This is a genomic window from Amycolatopsis nalaikhensis, from assembly GCF_030264295.1.
GTDB lineage: Bacteria > Actinomycetota > Actinomycetes > Mycobacteriales > Pseudonocardiaceae > Amycolatopsis > Amycolatopsis nalaikhensis.
Map to the genome: position 1 here is coordinate 9,620,111 of NZ_CP127173.1, position 18,514 is coordinate 9,638,624.

Genomic DNA, 18,514 nt, shown 5'->3' on the forward strand with positions numbered 1-18,514 from the left:
TACAGGTCGGTGCCGGACAAAGGAGTCATGACCTCTGCTCCCCCGGCCCCCGCCCGGCCGATCGCGGCACCGCCCGCGCCGGTGTCCGCGCCCGCGCGCGCCCACCCGGGCGCCGTGCTCGCCGTGATCGCCGCCGGTGCGCTCGCCGCGGTCGGCCTGTGGTGGGCCGACACCCCCTCCGTGCACGGGCTCGGCGACTGGCTGACCAATGCCGGGCGGATCACCGGCCTGCTCGCCGGGTACGGCTTCGTCGTGCTCGTGGCGCTGATGGCGCGGCTCCCGCCGCTGGAACGCGGGGTCGGTGCCGACCGGCTGGCCCGCTGGCACGCGATGGGCGGGCGGTACGTCGTCTCCCTCGTCGTCGCGCACGGCCTGCTGATCACCTGGGGCTACGCGGTTTCCGCGCACACCGGCGTCCTCGGCCAGGCCACGACGCTGCTGCTGAGCTACCCGGACGTCCTCGCCGCGACCGTCGCCGCGCTCCTGCTCGTCGGTGTCGGGATCAGCTCCGCCCGCGCGGCCCGCCGCCGGCTGCGCTACGAAACGTGGTACTTCCTGCACTTCTACACCTACCTCGCGATGGCGCTGGCGTTCAGCCACCAGTTCGCCACCGGCGCCGAGTTCATGACGAACCTCGGGGCGCGCGTCGCCTGGTCCGCCTTGTACGTCCTGGTCGGCGCCGCCATCCTCTGGTACCGGTTCGTCACGCCGGTGCGGCAGGCCTTCCGCCACCGGCTGCGCGTCGAGTCCGTGCACGCCGAGGCGGCGGGCGTCATGAGCGTCGTCGTCACCGGGCGGCACCTCGCCGAGCTGCGGGCCGAGGCCGGGCAGTTCTTCCGCTGGCGCTTCCTGACCCGGGACCTGTGGTGGGTTTCCTCGCCCTACTCGCTGTCCGCGCCCGTTGGTCCCGATCGGATGCGGATCACGGTCAAGGCACTGGGCGGCCACAGCGCCGCCCTGGCCACGGTGAAGCCCGGCACCCGCGTGGTCACCGAAGGGCCCTACGGGGCGATGACCCCCGCCGCACGCCGCCGCCGCAAGGTGCTGCTCGTCGCGGGCGGCGTCGGGATCACCCCGATCCGCGCGCTGTTCGAAGCCCTGCCCGCTGGGGCCGGGGACCTCACCCTTGTCTACCGCGCGAGCCGCGAAGCCGACGTCGTGTTCCGCGAAGAGCTCGAACGCCTCGCCGCCGCCCGCGGCGCCCGGCTGTGGATCCTCACCGGCACCCGCGCCGAACTCGGCGGCGACCCGCTGACGTTGCTGAACCGCCACGTGCCGGACATCGCCCGGCACGACGTCTACCTCTGCGGCCCGCGCGGCATGACCGAAGCCGTGCTCGACGAGCTGCACGCGGCCAGGGTGCCCAGCCGCCGGATCCACCACGAGAGTTTCGAGTTCTGAGAAAGGCTTTCCCCATGAAGCGGGCCCTCTTCGCCATCGCAGGCACGGTCACCGGGCTGGTGCTCCTGTTGTCTTTCAAGACCCAGCCCACCACCACGGCGTCGGCCACCCCGCCCGCCGCCGTCAGCGGCAGCGGCACCGCGACGCCCACCGCCGGGGCCGCGGGCAGCACCGTCACCGGCGATGCCGCCGACACCCGGTTCGGGCCGGTCCAGGTCCGGATCACCGTCGAGAACGGCAAACTCACGTCCGTGACGGCCGTCGAGTACCCGACCGAGAGCCGCCGGGACCAGGAGATCAACGAGTACGCGATCCCCCAGCTCAACCAGGAGGCCGCGCGGGCGGGCACGGCGGACATCGACACGGTCTCCGGCGCGACCTACACCTCCGAGGGTTACGTCGAGTCCCTGCAGAGCGCCCTCGACAAGGCGGGCCTCTCGTGAGCCGGACCGTCCACGTCGAACACTGCATGGGCACCGTCTTCAGCATCGACGTCCGCGACCCCGGCGACTGGACCGCGCCGATCGCCGACGTCGTCACCTGGCTCCACCACGTCGACGCGTTGTTCAGCACGTTCCGCCCGGACAGCGACGTCAGCCGGATCGGCCGCGGCGAGCTCACCGTCGCCGACGCCGACCCGCTCGTCGCGGAGGTGTTCGGCCTCGGCGCCCAGCTCGAAGCCGAAACGGGCGGGTACTTCACCGTCCGCTGGCGCGGCACGCCCGATCCGACCGGGCTGGTGAAGGGCTGGGCGATCGAGCGCGCGAGCGAGCTGCTGCGCGGCCACGGCAGCCACCACCACGCCGTCAACGGCGGCGGCGACGTCCAGGTCGCCGGTGAAGCCGCACCCGGGAAGCCGTGGCGCATCGGCGTCGGCGACCCGGCCGATCGACAGCGGATCCTCACCGTGGTCACGGGTCGCGACTTCGCGGTCGCGACGTCCGGCACGGCCGAACGCGGCACGCACATCATCGACCCGGCCACGGGAACCCCGGCCGCCGACCTCACGGCCGTCACGGTCACCGGCCCGTCGCTCACCCGCGCCGACGCCTACGCCACCGCCGCCTTCGCGATGGGCCACCGCGTCTTCGGCTGGCGGCCTCGCGACCACCGGGTCTTCGTCGTGAGCGGCGACGACCGCGAGTGGGTCACCGGGTCAGTGGCCGCGGGCGATCCACTCGGCGAGATGCGGCGCCTCGGTGCCGATCGTCGTGTGGTCGCCGTGTCCGGTGTGGACCCGGGTTTCCTCCGGGAGGGCGAACAACCGGTCGCGGATCGAGGCGATGATCGTCGGGAAGCTGGAGAACGACCGGCCGGTCGCGCCCGGGCCGCCCGCGAACAGCGTGTCTCCCGAGAAGAGCGCCTTCGCCTCCGGCAGGTGCAGGCAGACCGAGCCGGGTGAGTGCCCCGGCGTGTGGATCACCTCGAGCTCGGTACCCGCGACCGCGATCCGCTCGCCGTCCTCCGCGGGGCGGAACTTCCGGCCGGGGTGGGTCATCTCCCACAGCTCTTGGTCGCCCGGGTGCAGCACCACCGGCGCGTCCAGGCCCTCGCCGAGCTGCGGGGCGACCGTGACGTGGTCGTTGTGCCCGTGGGTGCAGACGACGGCGACGACCGTGCGGCCGCCGACCCCGTCGGTGATCGCCTTCTCGTCGTGCGCGGCGTCGATGACCACGACCTCGTCGTCGTCGCCGACGAGCCAGATGTTGTTGTCGACCTCCCACGTGCCGCCGTCGAGCGCGAACACCCCGGACGTCACGACGCGGTCGATGCGCAGCTCGCCGCTCACAGGATCACCACCGAGCGCAGCACCTCGCCGACGTGCATCGTGTGGAACGCCTTCTCGACGCCGTCGAGGGCGATCCGCTCGGTGACGAACTTGTCCAGCGGCAGGCGGCCCTGCTGGTGCAGGTCGACCAGCATCGGGAAGTCGCGCTCGGGCAGGCAGTCGCCGTACCACGAGGACTTCAGCGAGCCGCCGCGGGAGAAGAAGTCCAGCAGCGGCATCTCCAGCTTCATGTCCGGCGTCGGGACGCCGACGAGGACCACCGTGCCGGCCAGGTCGCGGGCGTAGAACGCCTGCTTCCACGTCTCCGGGCGGCCCACCGCGTCGATGACGACGTCGGCGCCGAAGCCGCCGGTCAGCTCCTGGACGGCGGCGACCGCGTCGGTGTCGGTGGCGTTGACCGTGTGCGTCGCGCCGAGTTCGGCGGCCCAGTTCAGCTTCTGCTCGTCGCGGTCCACGGCGATGATCGTGGTCGCGCCGGCCAGGTGGGCGCCGACGATCGCGGCGTCGCCCACGCCGCCACAGCCGATGACCGCCACCGAGTCGCCGCGGGTCACGCCCGCGGTGTTGACCGCCGCGCCGAGGCCCGCCATCACGCCGCAGCCGAGCAGGCCCGCGACCGCGGGGTCGACCGTCGGGTCGACCTTCGTGCACTGGCCGGCGTGGACGAGGGTCTTGTCCGCGAACGCGCCGATGCCCAGCGCCGGGGTCAGCTCGGTGCCGTCGGTCAGCGTCATCTTCTGCGCCGCGTTGAACGTGTTGAAGCAGTACTGCGGGCGGCCGCGCTTGCACGCCCGGCACGTCCCGCACACCGCGCGCCAGTTGAGGATGACGAAGTCCCCCGGCGCCACGGAGTCGACGCCCTCGCCGACGCTCTCCACGGTGCCCGCGGCTTCGTGGCCGAGCAGGAACGGGAACTCGTCGTTGATGCCGCCTTCGCGGTAGGTCAGGTCGGTGTGGCAGACCCCGCAGGCCGCGATCGCGACGACGACTTCGCCGGGACCGGGGTCCGGGACCACGATGTCCACCAGTTCGACCGGCGCACCCTTCGACCGGGCGATGACCCCGCGCACCTGCTGTGCCATTCCGTGCTTCCTCCACTCGACGAGAAGACATGCCCGGCAACGCATGCCTGCCGTGAGGCTAACCGAGCGAGGCGTTCCGGCGACCTGGCCGGACGGTCAGGTTCCCCTGGACCGTCGGCCAGTCCGAACGGGCGGGTTACGCTGTCGCGGGTGGACAACCTGAAAGCGGTGCGCGAGGTCGTGGAAGGCCCGCTGCGCGACATCGCCGGGCGGTTCTCGCGGCTGCTCGCCGACGACTGGCCACACCGGGCGCTCGTCATCTTCACGCTGGAGTGCACCGGACGGCCCCGCAAGGTCGCCGGCGACCGCGAGATCACCGACAAGGTCACCATCGCCGAGCTCGCGGCGATCAAAGCGCGCCTCGAGCCCGGCGGGCAGCTGACCACGACGGCCACCCTCGGCGGCGTCATCCGGCCGGTCTGGGTCCTGCTCGACCCGATCGGCACGCTGCTGGTGCTCGTCCCGCGGTCGAACCGCGGAAGCCTGCCGCGGCCGGGCGCGCTGGCCGAGGTCTTCGGCCTCGTCGCGACGTCCATCCGCCAGCAGGTCACCCAGGCCAGCCCCGACTACCTCGCCGAGTCGCGCGCGGCGTCGAGCGAACGCGCCCGGACGATCGCGGAGATGGCCGTGGCGCACGAGACCGCGCTCGCGACGATCCTCACCACCCTGCGCTCGACCCGGCTGGACGACCGCCGGGCCCGGCTGGCCGCGATCGACTCCGCCTCGGCGGCGCTGCTCGCACTGCGGTCGACGCAGAAACGCGACTCGGCGCTCACCGAAGAGCCCGCGCACGCGGCGTTCGGCAGGCTGCGCCGCGAAGTCCGCCAGCTGCTGCGCCACCACGACGCGGAGCTGGAGTTCGCCGCCCCGCCGAAGGACGGGCGCCCGCTGCCGGGCGAGATCGCGCACGCGGCCCGCGCCATGACGTCGACCGCGGTGCTGGCGTTCGTCGCCCAGCCGGTGCTGACCCGCCTGCGGATCGCCTGGGTGGTCGAGGAGACGGCGTTGCGCATCGACCTGCGCGACCAGGACTCCGGCCGCCTCGACGTCGCGGGCTTGCGCCGCATGCTGGACGGCCGCGCGAAGACCATCGGCGCGGTGGTGGAGGTCGACGCGATCCCGGGCTGGGGCAGCCGGGTGACCATCGAGGTCCCGTTCGAACCGGCGTCCGCCCGGCCCGGGCAGCCGGAGCTGGCGGACCTGAACCCGCGCGAGATCGAGGTGCTGCGGCTGGTGGCGCGGGGGCAGCGCAACAAGACGATCGCCGGAGCGCTCGGGATCAGCGAGAGCACGGTCAAGTTCCACGTCGCGGGCGTGCTGAAGAAGCTGAACGTCAGCACGCGCGGTGAAGCGGCCGCGTTGGCGCTCACGGCCGGGATCGCGGGCAGCTGACGAGGAAGCCCGGCCGGGTCACCGGGTGGCGGCGTCGAGGAATCGTTCCAGCTCGGTCCGGATGCCGGGCCCGCACGGCTGGAACACGATCTCGGTGACCCCGCGCGCGGCGGCCTCGTCGAGACGTTCCCGGATCTGCTCACGGGTCCCGCTCACCGTCACGTCCCGCAGCATCGCGTGACCACCCGCCCGCCACGCCGCCGCGTCGGCCTCCCCCAGCTCCACGCAGTGTCCCTTGTGGACGGCGAGGTGCCGCAGCTCCGAGGGCGTCCGCTCCACCACCGCCAGCCACTCCGCGCCACCGGGGAGCTCGCGCACCGCATCGGGGCCGCCGAACTCGTACGCGCCGTGGTAGGCCAGCGCCCACCCCGGCCCGGCGGCCCGGCGCGCGTGCTCGGTGTCGGTGGGCTCGTCGGGGTCGAGCACCGTGCCCCACACGAGGTACGGCACCCACGAGTACTCGCGGGCGAATTCGGGCAGCTGCAGCGTGACGTAGAGCCCGTCGCCGAGTTCCCGGGCCACCTTGTGCCCCTTCGGCCCCAGCGCCCCGATCAGGACGGGGACCTCCACCGGCCGGGCCGGGGCGTGGCCGTCGGGGTGCAGCATCCGCATCCGCGCCCCTTCCCATTCGACGACGTCCCCGCGCAGCAGCCCGCGGTACGCCCGGAGGTAGGACTCCAGGTACGACCAGGTGATCGCGCGGTAGCCCATGGCACGGCGGCCGGTGAACCCGGTGCCGAACGAAACCGCGACGCGGCCCGGCGCCAGCGCGGCGAGGGTGGCGGTCGCCGCGGCGTTGACCATCGGGTGCCGCAGGCTCGGCACCAGCACGCCCGGGCCGAGCCCGATCCGCTCGGTGCGTTCGGCGGCCAGCGCGAGCGTCATCCACACGTCGGGGCTCTGCTGCGGCGTGTCGTAGACCCACGCCCGCGCGTAGCCCAGCTCTTCGGCGACGGCAATGTTCTCCGGCGAGTCGAGTGCGGTCGGGAACGCGCAGGAGACTTCCATGGAGCCCCTCCAGGGCACTCGTCGGGTCAGGGCAGGCCGGCGTGCGGGACCTCGACGTCGACCGCGAGCAGCTGGGCCTCGCGGACCGGACGGCGTTCGTGCTCGGCGAAGGACGGTGCCGCGCACAGGTACAGCGTCCGGCCGTCGTCGCCGCCGAGCATGCAGGCGAAGACCCCGGTGCCGACGTCGATCTCGTCGAGGATCCGGCCGCCCTCCGCGACCCGGAGGACGCGGTTGTGGACCGCGTCGGCCACCCAGATCGCGCCCTCGGCGTCGGCGCAGATGCCGTCGGGCGCCACCTCGAGTCGCTCCACCGCTTCGCCGACGTCTTCGGTCCGCGGCGTCGGCCCGAGCTGCGCCCACACGCGCCGCCCGCTCAGCTCCCCGTCCTCGCCGATGTCGAAAGCGGTCAGCCGCCCGGCGAAGGTCTCGGCGACGACCAGCACGCCGCCCGGCAGGATCACCATGCCGTTGGGGAAGCCGAGGTCCTCGGCCGCGACGGCGACGCTCCCGTCCGGGTCGACGCGGGTGAGCGTGGTGTACCGCAGGGGCGCGCCACCCATGAGGTCGAACCCGAAGTTGCCCACCCAGGCGCGGCCGCGGTCGTCGACGACCATGTCGTTGAGCACCCCGGACACCACGCCGGACAGGTCGGCGTGCTCGGCCAGGCTCCCCGACGCGTCGCGGACGAGCACACGGTGGTCGCGCATCGACACGACGAGCAGGCGTCCGTCGGGCAGGAAGCCCAGGCCCGACGGCTGTCCGGGGACCTCGGCGATCACCTCCGCGTGCCCGCGGCCGTCGATCGCCACGACCTTCTCGGTGTAGAAGTCCGACACCCACAGCCGTCCGTCGTGCCACCTCGGGCACTCGAGGTAGGAGAAGCCGTCGAGCACGACGGTCGGCTGCCTGGACGCGGTTTTTCCCATCGCGACCTCTCCTCGGGTCTTCGTCGACGTCGAGTAACTGAGCGCACAGTTACCATGAACTCCGGCACCGGGAAGTGTCAAGGGCGGACGGGAGCACGGAATGCCAGGCAAAGAGCGCCGTCGCGGCGGCGGGCGGTACCCGGCGGCGGCCGCGATGGGGCTCACGACCAACCTCGGGCCGGAGACCGTCCCGGACGCGTTCTGGGGTGAGCACACCTCCCCGGTGAGCCGCGCGCTGCTGTCCTCGGCCGTGCAGTGCTTCGCCCGCACGGGCTTCCACGCGACCACCACCCGCGACATCACCGCCGTGGTCGGCCTCAGCCCCGGCTCGCTGTACGTGCACTTCCCCTCGAAAGAGGCCGTGCTGTTCCAGATCGCCCGGACCGGCCACGAGCGTGCCCTCGAGGCATTGACGTCCCCGCCCGACGACGGCGACGCCGGTCTCCGCATCCGGCGGCTGGTCGCGGCCCACGTGTCGTGGCACGCCCGCCACCACACGGTGGCCAGGGTCTGCCAGTACGAACTGGCGGCGCTCGAGCCGGACCACTTCGCCGAGGTCCTCGCCCTCCGGCAGCGGTTCTCCGCCGTGGTGCACACCGCCGTGGAACGCGGGGTCCGGGACGGCGTCTTCGACGTGCCCGACGTCGACCGGACGGTCCGCGCGATCCTGTCCCTCGGCGTCGACCTGGTGCGCTGGTACCGCCTCGACGGCGCGGATTCGCCGGAAACCCTCGGCGAGTCCTACGCCGAGCTCGCCGCCCGGATGCTCGGCGCCGCCTCCCCCGCCGGCTGACCGGGACGTCTGCACGAGCCGTCCGGCCATGCCGATGCACGGTCATCCGCAGGCGGCAATCCTTTGCCAGTACCAAGAATCCGGAGATCAGTCACCTGACGGATGTCTGCCGCACGCCCGCCGCGGGACATTGCTCACCGGAGCCCGGCGCTCCGCCCTCTACCCCGAGGAGGAGCGATGCTGCGTGCCACCACCACCGTGTCCACCGCCGTGATCTTCGTCCTGGCCGTCAACCTGCGGCCCGCCGTGACGAGCCTGGGTGCCGCGCTGCCCGACATCTCCGTGGCCGGCGACCTGGTCGCCGCCGTGCTCGTCGCGTTGCCGCTGTGGGCGATCGGCCTCGGCGGCTGGGCGACGCCGTGGCTGTGCGGCAGGCTGGGGACCCACCGGACCGTCTCCGTGGCTCTCGCCGGGCTGGTGCTTTCGCTGACCGGACGCGTCCTCGGCGGCTCCGTGCCGCTGCTCGCCGGGACAGCGCTGGCGTGCCTGTCCATCGCCGTGCTCGGCACCATGCTGCCGCTGCTGGCCGGCGGGTCCGCCGCGTTCACCCTCGGGCTCGGGCTCGGCAGCACCGCCGGCGCGCTGGTCACGCCGACGGCCGTGCTGTCCACGTCGTGGCGGACCGGCCTCGGCCTGTGGGCGGTCGTGGCGCTGGTGGCCCAGCTCGTCTGGCACCGCACGCCGGGCGATTTCGTCCCGCCGCGCAGAACCACCACTCCGGCCGGGACCGCCGCCGCGTTGACCCTCCACTTCGGACTCATCTCGACGGTGACGTTCCTCGTCATGGGCTGGCTCCCCGGCATCCTGCGCGACGCCGGGGTGCCGGCGACCACCGCGGGTGCGTGCCTCGCGCTGTCGATGGCGATGGGCCTGCCCATGATGTGGCTGATCCCGGGCTGGACGCGCCGGTGCCGCACCCCGAGCCTGCTGGTCGTCGCCCTGGCCGCGCCCAACGTCATCGGGGTGACCGGCCTGCTCGTCGCGCCGGCGGCCGCGCCGTGGCTGTGGGCGGTGGCCACCGGCACGGGCATGGGCGCGCTCGCGTTCGCCTTGACGACCATTTCGGTGCGCAGCAAGGGAAGCTCGCTCGCGCTGTCCGCCGTCGTCCAGGGCGTCGGGTACGTCATCGCCGGGTTCGGCGTGCTGGCCTGCGGCTGGCTGCACACCGACACCGGCACCTGGCGGACGCCGTTGCTGCTGGTGCTGGCGATCCTGGCGGGCCAGATCCTCAGCGGGCACCTCGCCGTGTCCCGCCCGGGTTCGCTGCTCCCGCGCGGGCTCACCGTGCCCCGCCCGGGGAAGCTCCCGGAGGTCGAGGTGTGACGGCTGCGGCTTCAGTCCGTTGTGGACTGGTGGCGGGCGGCTTCCCGGGCGATGTCGATGCGCGAGTGCACGCCCAGCTTGGTGAGGATGTGCGAGATGTGCGTGCCGACCGTGCGCGGGGACAGGTAGAGGCGGCCCGCGATCTGCGGGTTCGACAGCCCTTCGACGACGAGCGCGGCGATCCGGACCTCGGTCGGGGTGAGGCTGTCCCAGCCTTGCGTGACCTGGCGGTGCTTCACCGTCGGGCCGCGCCGGATGCCGAACGGCCGAAACCGGGCCCGCAGCCTCGCCACGTCCCAATGCGCGTCCAGCCCGGAGTAAGGCTCGATGGCGCCGGTGAAGGCGTCGCGCGCCGGACCGCGGTCACCGTCCGGGGCTTCGGCGAGCGCGACCGCGGCCGCTTCCAGCGCGGTGGCTTCGGACAGCGGACGGCCCGCGGCCCGGTAACCTTCGGCGGCCCGCAGCAGCTCCGCCGCATCGCCGTCGAGCAGGCCGCGGCAGTACATCCCCAGCGCGCGGCGGTGCGGGACGGGGGACGCGGCGGCGATCTCGCGCACCCGGGCCTCGATTTCCTCCGCGGCCGCCCGGTCGCCGGTCGCCACGGCCAGCCGGACGGCGTCCGCCAGCAGCTCTTCCCGCGCGTCTTCGCCCGTGAGCACGTCGGTCAGCACCTCGAGCGCCCGCTCCGGGGCGCCGTCGTGCTCGAACGCGAGGCTGCGGGCCCGCACCAGCGATTCCACCACCCAGTCCCCGATCCGCTCCGCGTGCGGCGCGGCGAGGTCGAGGTGCCGCTGGGCCGCGGCCGTCTCGCCGCGGTGGAAGTGGATGATCGCGGCGACGCCGTGGTCGCAGCACACCACGCTCGGGTCCTTGCGCTCGTCGGCCAGGACGTCGACCTCGGCCAGCGCGTCGTCCCAGCGGCCCGCCGCCAGCAGCAGCTGCCCGAGCGCGCTCTGCACCTGGGTCAGCCGCATGAGGCTGCCCATGCGGTCGGCCAGTTCCCGCGCCCGCCCGGCGGCGGCGAGGGCGTCGTCGGAGCGGTCGAGCGCGCCGAAGGTGATCGACTGGTTGATGCGCAGCAGCAAGGTGAGGTCGACCAGCGCGGGATCACCGCGCGCGATGGGGATCGCCCGTTCGAACAGCGGCAGCGCCTCGGTCCACTCGCCGCGGGTCATCGCGACCATGCTCAGCACGTGCAGCGCCCACCCGGTCGCCCAGCGGTCTTCGGCCGCGCCGAGTTCCGTCAGCGCCTCGGTGGCGACGCGGGCGGCGTTGTCGAACTCGCCGAGATCGCGGTGCGTGCGGGCGATCAGCACCAGCAGCCGGGCCCGGTGCCGCGCCTCCAGCCCCGGCTGGGCCACGGCTTCCCCGAGCACGGCGAGGGACTCGGCGGAGCGGCCGGTCAGCCCGCGGCACAGGGCGACCGTCGTGTGCAGGTCGACGAGCACGTCGGGGTCGCGGACGTGGTCCAGCGCGCGGCAGGCGATCCGCTCGGCTTGGGCGACGTTGCCGTCCCGGTAGTAGGCGTCGGCCAGCCGTCCGGCCAGCGCGCCCGTGACGGCGTCCCCGAGCGGGGTGTCCCGCACCGCCCGGCGCAGCAGCGCGACGGCGACGGCCGGCGCCTGGCCGATCAACGGCGTGGCGACGTCGAGCAGCCACCGCACGGCCCAGGCCGGCACCGGAACGCGACTGTCCGTTGTGGACACCATGGGCAGCAGCTGCCGGGCGACCCGTTCGACCGGGGCGCTCGCCTCGGCCAGCGCCCACGCGGCGGACTGGTGCCAGGCGACCCGGACCGCCGTCGGCATCTCGTCGTACAACGCCTGGCGGATCAAGGGATGCCGGAACGCCAGGTCGTCCCCGGCCGCCACCAGCACCCCCGCGGCGCGCGCCTCGTCGAGGGCGGGCAGCAAGACCGCGAGCGAAGAGTTCGTCACGGTGACGAGGTCTTCCACCGAGAAGCCGTCCCCCAGCAACGCGGCCGCCCGCAGCACGGTGCGGGCGGCCTCGGAGAGGAAGTCCAGCCGGTCCGCGATCGCCTCCGGCAGGGAGTCCGGCGTCGCGCTCCCGGTCAGCTCGACGTTGCCCGCGGTGTCGACCTCCAGGCACGAGCTGCGGGTCAGCGCGTCGACGAGTTCGGTGAGGTACAAGGGGTTTCCGGCGGCACCGGCCGCCAACCGCTCCAGTTCGACGCCCGGTTTGCCGCCGGCCAGCGCGGTCACCAGCTCGAGCGCCGCCGGCTCCGCCAGCGGACGCAGCCGCAGCCGCTCGCCCGGCCCGACGATCCGGAAGAGCGACCGCAGGTCGTCGCGGCGCGGCACCGGGCGCAGGAGGCCGATCAGGAGCAGCGGGCGCTGCCGGGCCGACCGGGCGAGGCGGCTCCACACGGCCACCGTCGTGCTGTCGGCCCACTGCAGCTCGTCGACGACCAGCACGGCCGGCCCGTCCTGGCAGAGCTCGTCCACCAACGCGATCAGCTGCTCGGCGGCCGCGGCGGCGAGGTCGGCGGTCTTGCCCGCGACGGCACCGCCCCACAGCAGCTCGGAAATGGCGCGGCGACGCGGATCCCGCGTCGCCGGCGTGATGCCCAAGGCGTCCAGGAGCGGGAGAAGCGGCAGTGCCCGGCCGAGTCGTCACCGGCTCCCCAGAACACCTGGCAGCCCGCGTCCTCGGCGACGGCGCAGGAGGTCCGGACCAACGCGGACTTGCCGACGCCCGGCTCGCCGTCGACCAGGACGGCCCGGCCGCGGCCCGCGGCCACGTCCCGGATCCAGGCAGCCAGCCGGGACAACTCGACCTCCCGGCCGACCAGCAGCTCGGTACCGTCCGTGAGCGGTCGCACACCCGGAATGGTAGAAGGCGGGCAGTTCCCCAACAAGAGGCGCGGTCGGACAATCCCGAATATTCAGCACCACGCCGCCGGGTGGTCATTTCTCGCCGATGATCCACCGGCGATTTCCCGTTCGGTACCGATGGAGCACCGCCGTCGGCGCCGACGCGGACCGGCCGGACAGAACGCGGCACGACGGGCGTTTCCCCGGCGAAAACGCGCCATGGGGCGGGCCATGCCGCCCATCGACGACGGCCGTTCACTTCGCGCGAGACCACGCGTTCGACCATTTCGACAGGGCGGCCGGGGTCGCCATTGCGATTTTCCTGGAATATTCCACCGTGCTCGTGCTTCCGGTTTTCCCCGGCGGGACCGCCCGTGGCCACCGGGTTTCCGCACTCTCCCGCGACGGCGTGACGGGCCTCCGACCGCACTCCCGCCGCAATAGCGTCCGCGCAACCCGTGTTTTCAAGGTCCAAACCACGGGGAATCGGCAGATACCCACCCCTCCACCGCCGGGTTCCGCGGAATCGTCAGCCGTTCACCGGCACCCGCAAGATCGTCGATCAATCGGCACCTGCGGCCATTACGGTGAAATCCGGGGCGCGGTTCAGACGACGCGTTGTCAAGGGTTGCCCGCCTCCCTACAGTAGCTCGCCTGACACCGGGAGTGATTCACAGACTTCCCGTGGATCCGGTACCTCAACTGTCATCTCCTCCAGGAGCAGGCTTTGTTCGGAATCGCCGAAAGCCGTGGCCGGGGTCGCGCGAGACAAACCGCGCTCACCTTCGCCGCCGTCACGATCCTCGCGGCCGTCACCGGCTGCGGCGCGCTCGATCCAGGCGCCTCGAAGGCTTCCACCGACGGCAGAGATCCGGAGAAGCCGCAGCTGACGGTCTCGATCCTGCCCACGACGGACCTCGCGCCGTTCTGGCTGGCCAAGGACAGCGGCTACTTCAAGGACGAAGGCCTCGACGTCGAATCGGTGATCGCCGCCAGCGGCCAGGCATCACTGGCGAAAGCGATCTCCGGCGAGGCCGACATCTCCTTCTCGACCTATCCGCCGTTCTTCACCGCGAGCAGCACCGGCGCCGCGGACATGCTGCTGGTCGCCGACGCGACGTCGGTCAACCCGAAGTCGAACGCGATCGTCGCCGCGCCGAATTCACCGGTGAAGACCATCTACGACCTGGCGGGCAAGAAGATCGCCATGACCGCCAAGAACACCGCGTCCGATCTGCTCACCCGCTCGGTGATGCAAGACCACAACGTCGATTACAGCACGGTGAAATGGGTCCAGATCCCGCTGCCGAACATCGCCGCGGCCCTGCAGCAGGGACAGGCCGACGCCGCGTACCTGCCCGAGCCGTACATCACGCAGGCCGCCCAGACCGTCGGCGCGATCCCGGTGATCGACATCAACAGCGGCGCGACGCAGGACTTCCCGCTGACCGGTTACGGCGCGACGCGGAAGTGGGTGCGGGAGAACCCGAAGTCGCTGGCCGCCTTCCAGCGCGCGATGCAGCGCGCCACCCACGACGCCATCAACGACCGCGCGCGGGTCGAGCCGCTGCTGGTGCGGTTCGCCAAGATCGACGAGGACACCGCCAAGCTGCTCACCTTGCCGGGCTACGGCTCGATCCTGGATTCGCGGCGCCTGCAACGGGTTCCCGACCTGCTGCTGCAGCTCGGCGCGATCGAGAAGCCGATCGACGTGAACTCGATGATCGCACCGCAGACGAGGCGGTGACCGGAACCGGGGCCGGGTCGGCGACCCGGCCCCGGGATTTCGTCAGAAGCCGGGGAACACGCGGCGCAGCTCGTCGAGCGTGACCGCACCCTCGACCGTGACGCCCCGGTCGAACGGGGCCTTGAGCCGGCCGCTGAGCAGCCGGACGAACGCCTCCGCCGTCCCGCCGAACGTCGCCGACGGCGCCTCGGCGTGGTCGACCACGGTGACCGCGTCGTCGATCACCAGTGCGCCGCCGGGAAACGCGACGGTCACGGGGTTCGCGAGCTCGGCCGGCTTGGCGAGGAAGCTGAGCATGAAGCCCACGGGCCCGGTCAGGAGGTCGACGAGCACCGCGGCCGAGCCGGCGTCGACCCCGGCGTCCGGGTCGAAGGCCACGCGCACGTCCCACGAGTGGTTGGCGACTTCGCTGAGCCGCATGCCCAGTGCGGTCACCAGCGGGACCGGCTCCGGCAGGAAGCCGAGGTCGACGGTCAGCGACGAGTGCTGCTCGGGGCTGAGCGCCTCGACCGTTTCGAGCCAGCGGGCGTTGTGCTCCAGGAAGCCCTCGGCCTGTTTGCGCGGCGCAGAGGAGTCCCAGCGGGCCCAGATCGTCTGGTTCTCTTCGGCCGCCACCTCCTCCCCCGCGGCACGGGCGATGGGCGCGCGGCCGATCTCGGCGCCGCTGCCGAGGTGGGAAAGGGCCTGGGCGACGGTCCAGTCGGCGGCCCCGCTGCGGGTGGCCAGCTGGTCGTCGGTGAGGGTGCGGACGAGGGCGGCGAGGGTGTCGTGCTCGGCCCGGAGGGCGGCGATCGTGCGGTCCACGAGTTCGGTCATGCCATGGCCAACCCGCGGCGGGGCGCGGGTGTTCCGGCCGTCAGTTCAAGACCACGATCGCCGCGTTGAGCGCCGTCGCGAACAGGGTCCACGCCAGGTACGGCAGCTGCAGCGCCGCGGCGGCCGCCGACCGGCGCCGGAACACGAGCACGGTCGCCGCGATCACGACGTCGAGCACCACGATCTCCACCAATGCCAGCGTGTAGGCGCCGGCGGCGAAGAACAACGGCGTCCACGCCGCGTTGAGCACGAGCCCCGCCGCGTACCAGCCGAACTCCCGGCGCGGCGCCCCGGTGCGCCAGAACAGCCAGCCGGACAAGGCGATCAGCAGGTACAGGAGTGTCCACACCGGACCGAAGAGCCAGGAGGGCGGAGCCCACGGCGGCTGCTCGAGTCCGGTGTAGACGGCGCGTGAGCGCGTCGCGGCCAGGCTGCCGACGGCGGCGACGACGGCCACCGCGGCGATGAACCCGGCCAGGGCGAGCGGCGGAGCGGGACGGGGCACTGTGGTCATGCCGGGCCTCCTTCGTGCGCCGGGCCGGGGTCACCCCAACTCCGATGCACCTTCGACTCGAATGTCCCTCAAGCGTAGCTACACCTGGCCATTTCCGCCGACCAATACGATGCAACTTCGATTCAGCGACGTGCGTTCCCGGCGCACCGGTGTGACGATCGGAGGGACCGACCGAGCGGGAGAAGCCGATGAGTTCGACCACCACGCCGGAACGGGCCGCGGCGGGAGCCGTCAGCCGGAGCAGGCCGCAAGGGCCGCGGTGAACGACGGCGGGAGGGGCTCGCCGACGGTCGGCAGCCCGCGCCAGCCGGGACCGGCCGGGCGCACCGGAACACCGTCCGCGTGCAGGGCGCGCAGGATCCGCACGTCCGCGGACTGCGACGTCATCGACCACACCACCACGCCCGCCGGGTCGAACCGGTCGGCGACCACGCGCAGGACGTCGGGCGAAACGAGGCCGCCCAGGAACATCGCCGGGGCGCCGTCATCGTTCAACGCCGCGCAGAGCGCTTTGACCGGCAGCTCGTGGCGCTCCGCCGGGCCGCAGACGAAGACCATCGGCGCCCGGCCCACCCGCGCCGGCGCGGGGTACCGGTCCAGCGCCGTGGAGACCGCGGTGGCCAGCGCCCACTCCGCGGCCATCGCGGCGCGGTCGCCCAGCCGCGCCCACCGTTCCCCGATGGCGCGCAGCACGGGCGCGACGACTTCGGTCCAGGTCGTCGCCACGCCGAGGCTGCCGAGGGCGTCGTCGACCAGGTCGCCCATGGTGGGCAGGTCGAGGGCCTCGGCCGCCTCGGCGAGCCGGTGCCGTCGCTGCCCGGCGGTCACCTCGGCGGCCGACCGGTCGAGCACCAGCCGGGCGGCGTCGCGCGCGCTGGTCCCCTGGGCCTGCAGCGCCCGCATCCGGCGCAGCCGCTCGACGTCCTCGGGCGTGTACCGCCGCCGGCCGTTCGGCGCCCGCCCGGCGGCGCCGATCCCGTACCGCTGTTCCCAGGTGCGCAGCGTCACCTGGGACACGCCCAGCGTCCGGGCGACCTCGCCGGAGCCCAGCAGCCGCGTCCCGGCGTCAGGGTTCATCCCGGTCTCCTCATGGACGCGTAGTGAAACACGAAACCGCCGTCGCCGCGGAGGAGGGACCCGATGACCACCGAACACCCCGTCGACGAGCACCACTGGCCCGCCACCCAGGTCCGGCGGCTGTGCGCGCGGGTCGCCGAGGTCGCCGAAGGCGGCTTGGACCTGCGCGCCCGGCCCGACGCCGCGGTCGTCCGCCGCTGGCTGGCCGCCCGGCTCGCGTTCGGCGTCACCACGGCCGCGCTGGGCTACACGGTGCTCGTCGCCGACGAGCTGGTCACCAACGCCTACGAGCACACGGGCGCGCCGCGGCGGCTGCGCTACACCCGCCACCGCACCGGGCTGCTGCTCGAAGTCACCGACGCGGCCCCGCACCGCACCCGCACGCTCGCGGCCATCCGGGACGGCGTCCGCGAGTACGGCACCGGGCTGGCCGTGGTCACCAGCTCGGCCCTCGACTGGGGCGTCCACCACGACGCCGCGGAGAAGACCGTCTGGGCGCTGCTGCCCGGGCTGTCCCGCTGACCGGGCCCTCAACTCGGCGTGTAGCGCCAGAACGAGCGCGCCAGGACGGCGCCGGCCACCACGAGCACCACGCACAGCAGCGCGGTCCCGGACCAGGCCAGGGTGAGCGGCACCGCCGAGGCCATGATCCCGGCGCGGAGGTCGCCGAGGCGCGGACCGCCGGTGACGACGACCGTGTACACGCCCTGCAACCGGCCGCGCATCCGGTCGGGGACGGCGGTCTGCAGGATCGTCTGCCGGTACACGGCGCTGACCAGGTCGGCGGCGCCGGCGACGACGAGCAGGGCCACCGCGAGCCACAGGCTCGGCGCGAGCCCGGCCAGCGCCACGGCACCCGCCCAGACCGCGACCGCCGCGGCGAGCGCGACGCCTTGGCGCCGCACCCGGCCGATCCAGCCGCTGGACAGCCCGGCGAGCACGGAGCCGATCGCGATCGAGGAGTACAGCAGGCCGACTCCGCCGTGCCACCGCGTTTCGGCGGCTTCGGGGAACAGCGCGGTCGGCATGGCCAGCACCATCGCGGCGATGTCGAGCAGGAACGACATGAGCAGGACGCGGCGCCCGGCGAGGAAGCGCAGGCCGTCGAGGACCGACCGCAGCCCGGGGCGGCCGATCGGTTCCGTCGAGCGCAAGGGCGGCAGCCGGAACGTCGCGTAGAGCGCGGCGGTGAACAACACCGCGTCGGCGGCGTAGGCGTAGCAGAACCCGTTCGGGAGTCCGAGGAGGACACCCGCGACGAGGGGCCCGAGCACCTGCCCGACCGTCGAGGCGGTGTAGGTCAGCGAGTTGGCCGCGGGCACCAGGCCGGGCGCGACGAGGGCCGGGGTGATGGCCCCGCGGACGGCGGACGACACGGCGAAGCCGCCGGACTGCACGGCGACGAGCGCGAGGATCAGCGGCACCGACCCGAGCCCGGCCACGGCTTGGGCGAGCAGAGCGAGCGTGACCGTCCAGGTGAGCGCCGAGGAGGCCAGGTAAAGGCGGCGCCGGTCGACGGCGTCGGCGACCGCGCCGCCGTAGAGCCCGAACACCAGGAGGGGGACGAGCCCGGCCAGCCCGGCGAGCCCGACGGCGAACGAGGAGTGCGTGAGGTCGTAGATCTGCACCGGCACGGCGACTTCGGTCACCATCGTGCCGATCACGGCGGCGCCCTGCCCGAGGAACGTCCGGCGGAACACGGGATCCGCCAGCGGTCGCGTGTCCGCGGCGATCCGGCGGAGGCGGTTCTTCGGCGCGGTGGTCGTCATGCGCTCACGTTCGCAGCACCCGCCGGGGCGGCACTTCCGA

The 18,514-nt window shown here is 73.3% G+C and carries 17 protein-coding genes and 1 pseudogene; 8 read left to right on the forward strand and 10 right to left on the reverse strand.

What is annotated here, in order from left to right; genetic code table 11:
• Window positions 1–27 precede the first annotated feature (27 nt).
• From QP939_RS46710 to QP939_RS46720, 3 genes and pseudogenes are all read left to right on the forward strand, one after another.
• Window positions 28–1,401: a ferredoxin reductase family protein gene (locus QP939_RS46710; protein WP_285453303.1), complete on the forward strand. Its 1,374-nt coding sequence runs from the start codon at window positions 28–30 to the stop codon at window positions 1,399–1,401.
• Window positions 1,402–1,415: 14 nt separating this feature from the next.
• The gene (locus tag QP939_RS46715; protein WP_285453304.1) at window positions 1,416–1,844 is read left to right on the forward strand and encodes an FMN-binding protein; all 429 of its coding nucleotides are present in this window, start codon (window positions 1,416–1,418) and stop codon (window positions 1,842–1,844) included.
• A 26-nt stretch (window positions 1,845–1,870) separates the two neighbouring features.
• Window positions 1,871–2,470: pseudogene (locus QP939_RS46720) on the forward strand (FAD:protein FMN transferase); the annotation flags it as partial.
• 87 nt (window positions 2,471–2,557) lie between these two features.
• Here the strand turns inward: QP939_RS46720 and QP939_RS46725 are convergent.
• Both QP939_RS46725 and QP939_RS46730 read right to left on the reverse strand, forming a co-directional pair.
• Window positions 2,558–3,190: an MBL fold metallo-hydrolase gene (locus QP939_RS46725; RefSeq protein WP_285453305.1), complete on the reverse strand. Its 633-nt coding sequence runs from the start codon at window positions 3,188–3,190 to the stop codon at window positions 2,558–2,560.
• Complete coding sequence (locus QP939_RS46730) at window positions 3,187–4,272, reverse strand: S-(hydroxymethyl)mycothiol dehydrogenase (RefSeq protein WP_285453306.1); 1,086 nt, start codon at window positions 4,270–4,272, stop codon at window positions 3,187–3,189. The genes QP939_RS46725 and QP939_RS46730 overlap by 4 nt, the downstream gene beginning before the upstream one ends.
• A gap of 150 nt (window positions 4,273–4,422) precedes the next feature.
• Between QP939_RS46730 and QP939_RS46735 the strand changes: the two genes are divergently transcribed.
• On the forward strand, window positions 4,423–5,664 hold the full coding sequence (locus tag QP939_RS46735) for a helix-turn-helix transcriptional regulator (protein WP_285453307.1): 1,242 nt from the start codon (window positions 4,423–4,425) through the stop codon (window positions 5,662–5,664).
• 18 nt (window positions 5,665–5,682) lie between these two features.
• Here the strand turns inward: QP939_RS46735 and QP939_RS46740 are convergent, their stop codons facing one another.
• Both QP939_RS46740 and QP939_RS46745 read right to left on the reverse strand, forming a co-directional pair.
• A complete protein-coding gene (locus tag QP939_RS46740; protein ID WP_285453309.1) occupies window positions 5,683–6,672 on the reverse strand; it encodes an LLM class flavin-dependent oxidoreductase in 990 nt (329 codons plus the stop codon).
• 26 nt (window positions 6,673–6,698) lie between these two features.
• Window positions 6,699–7,601: an SMP-30/gluconolactonase/LRE family protein gene (locus tag QP939_RS46745; RefSeq protein WP_285453311.1), complete on the reverse strand. Its 903-nt coding sequence runs from the start codon at window positions 7,599–7,601 to the stop codon at window positions 6,699–6,701.
• A gap of 100 nt (window positions 7,602–7,701) precedes the next feature.
• Here QP939_RS46745 and QP939_RS46750 point away from each other — a divergent pair, with 100 nt between their 5' ends.
• Complete coding sequence (locus QP939_RS46750; protein ID WP_285453312.1) at window positions 7,702–8,394, forward strand: TetR/AcrR family transcriptional regulator; 693 nt, start codon at window positions 7,702–7,704, stop codon at window positions 8,392–8,394.
• Window positions 8,395–8,571: 177 nt separating this feature from the next.
• Window positions 8,572–9,717 (forward strand): MFS transporter, encoded by a 1,146-nt coding sequence (locus tag QP939_RS46755; protein WP_285453313.1) that lies wholly within the window; start codon window positions 8,572–8,574, stop codon window positions 9,715–9,717.
• Between the two features lie 11 nt (window positions 9,718–9,728).
• On the opposite strand, the gene QP939_RS46760 is transcribed toward QP939_RS46755, so the two are convergent.
• Both QP939_RS46760 and QP939_RS52355 read right to left on the reverse strand, forming a co-directional pair.
• Entirely contained in the window at window positions 9,729–12,308 is a 2,580-nt protein-coding gene (locus QP939_RS46760; protein WP_285453315.1) for a helix-turn-helix transcriptional regulator, read from the reverse strand.
• Window positions 12,191–12,559: an ATP-binding protein gene (locus tag QP939_RS52355; RefSeq protein WP_285453316.1), complete on the reverse strand. Its 369-nt coding sequence runs from the start codon at window positions 12,557–12,559 to the stop codon at window positions 12,191–12,193. Before QP939_RS52355 ends, QP939_RS46760 begins: the two co-directional genes overlap by 118 nt.
• 719 nt (window positions 12,560–13,278) lie before the next feature.
• On the opposite strand from QP939_RS52355, the gene QP939_RS46770 reads away from it, so the two are divergent.
• On the forward strand, window positions 13,279–14,298 hold the full coding sequence (locus QP939_RS46770; RefSeq protein ID WP_285453317.1) for an ABC transporter substrate-binding protein: 1,020 nt from the start codon (window positions 13,279–13,281) through the stop codon (window positions 14,296–14,298).
• Window positions 14,299–14,340: 42 nt separating this feature from the next.
• On the opposite strand, the gene QP939_RS46775 is transcribed toward QP939_RS46770, so the two are convergent.
• The 3 genes from QP939_RS46775 to QP939_RS46785 form a co-directional block, all read right to left on the reverse strand.
• On the reverse strand, window positions 14,341–15,114 hold the full coding sequence (locus tag QP939_RS46775; RefSeq protein WP_285453318.1) for a maleylpyruvate isomerase family mycothiol-dependent enzyme: 774 nt from the start codon (window positions 15,112–15,114) through the stop codon (window positions 14,341–14,343).
• A gap of 40 nt (window positions 15,115–15,154) precedes the next feature.
• Entirely contained in the window at window positions 15,155–15,628 is a 474-nt protein-coding gene (locus QP939_RS46780) for a TspO/MBR family protein (protein ID WP_285453319.1), read from the reverse strand.
• Between the two features lie 231 nt (window positions 15,629–15,859).
• Window positions 15,860–16,705, reverse strand: coding sequence for a MerR family transcriptional regulator (locus tag QP939_RS46785; RefSeq protein ID WP_285453320.1), 846 nt, complete (start codon window positions 16,703–16,705; stop codon window positions 15,860–15,862).
• 63 nt (window positions 16,706–16,768) lie between these two features.
• On the opposite strand from QP939_RS46785, the gene QP939_RS46790 reads away from it, so the two are divergent.
• Window positions 16,769–17,227 carry an ATP-binding protein gene (locus QP939_RS46790; protein ID WP_285453321.1) on the forward strand — a complete coding sequence of 153 codons (459 nt, stop codon included), beginning with the start codon at window positions 16,769–16,771 and terminating at the stop codon, window positions 17,225–17,227.
• An 8-nt stretch (window positions 17,228–17,235) separates the two neighbouring features.
• Here the strand turns inward: QP939_RS46790 and QP939_RS46795 are convergent, their stop codons facing one another.
• Window positions 17,236–18,474 (reverse strand): MFS transporter, encoded by a 1,239-nt coding sequence (locus QP939_RS46795; RefSeq protein WP_285453323.1) that lies wholly within the window; start codon window positions 18,472–18,474, stop codon window positions 17,236–17,238.
• Window positions 18,475–18,514: the final 40 nt, after the last annotated feature.

Bases quoted from the DNA above. Each gene is read 5' to 3' on its own strand.
- QP939_RS46710 (WP_285453303.1), top strand. From the start codon at position 28: ATGACCTCTGCTCCCCCGGCCCCCGCCCGGCCGATCGCGGCACCGCCC.
- QP939_RS46715 (WP_285453304.1), top strand. From the start codon at position 1,416: ATGAAGCGGGCCCTCTTCGCCATCGCAGGCACGGTCACCGGGCTGGTG.
- QP939_RS46730 (WP_285453306.1), bottom strand. From the start codon at position 4,272: ATGGCACAGCAGGTGCGCGGGGTCATCGCCCGGTCGAAGGGTGCGCCG.
- QP939_RS46740 (WP_285453309.1), bottom strand. From the start codon at position 6,672: ATGGAAGTCTCCTGCGCGTTCCCGACCGCACTCGACTCGCCGGAGAAC.
- QP939_RS46745 (WP_285453311.1), bottom strand. From the start codon at position 7,601: ATGGGAAAAACCGCGTCCAGGCAGCCGACCGTCGTGCTCGACGGCTTC.
- QP939_RS46750 (WP_285453312.1), top strand. From the start codon at position 7,702: ATGCCAGGCAAAGAGCGCCGTCGCGGCGGCGGGCGGTACCCGGCGGCG.
- QP939_RS46755 (WP_285453313.1), top strand. From the start codon at position 8,572: ATGCTGCGTGCCACCACCACCGTGTCCACCGCCGTGATCTTCGTCCTG.
- QP939_RS46775 (WP_285453318.1), bottom strand. From the start codon at position 15,114: ATGACCGAACTCGTGGACCGCACGATCGCCGCCCTCCGGGCCGAGCAC.
- QP939_RS46780 (WP_285453319.1), bottom strand. From the start codon at position 15,628: ATGACCACAGTGCCCCGTCCCGCTCCGCCGCTCGCCCTGGCCGGGTTC.
- QP939_RS46785 (WP_285453320.1), bottom strand. From the start codon at position 16,705: ATGAACCCTGACGCCGGGACGCGGCTGCTGGGCTCCGGCGAGGTCGCC.
- QP939_RS46790 (WP_285453321.1), top strand. From the start codon at position 16,769: ATGACCACCGAACACCCCGTCGACGAGCACCACTGGCCCGCCACCCAG.
- QP939_RS46795 (WP_285453323.1), bottom strand. From the start codon at position 18,474: ATGACGACCACCGCGCCGAAGAACCGCCTCCGCCGGATCGCCGCGGAC.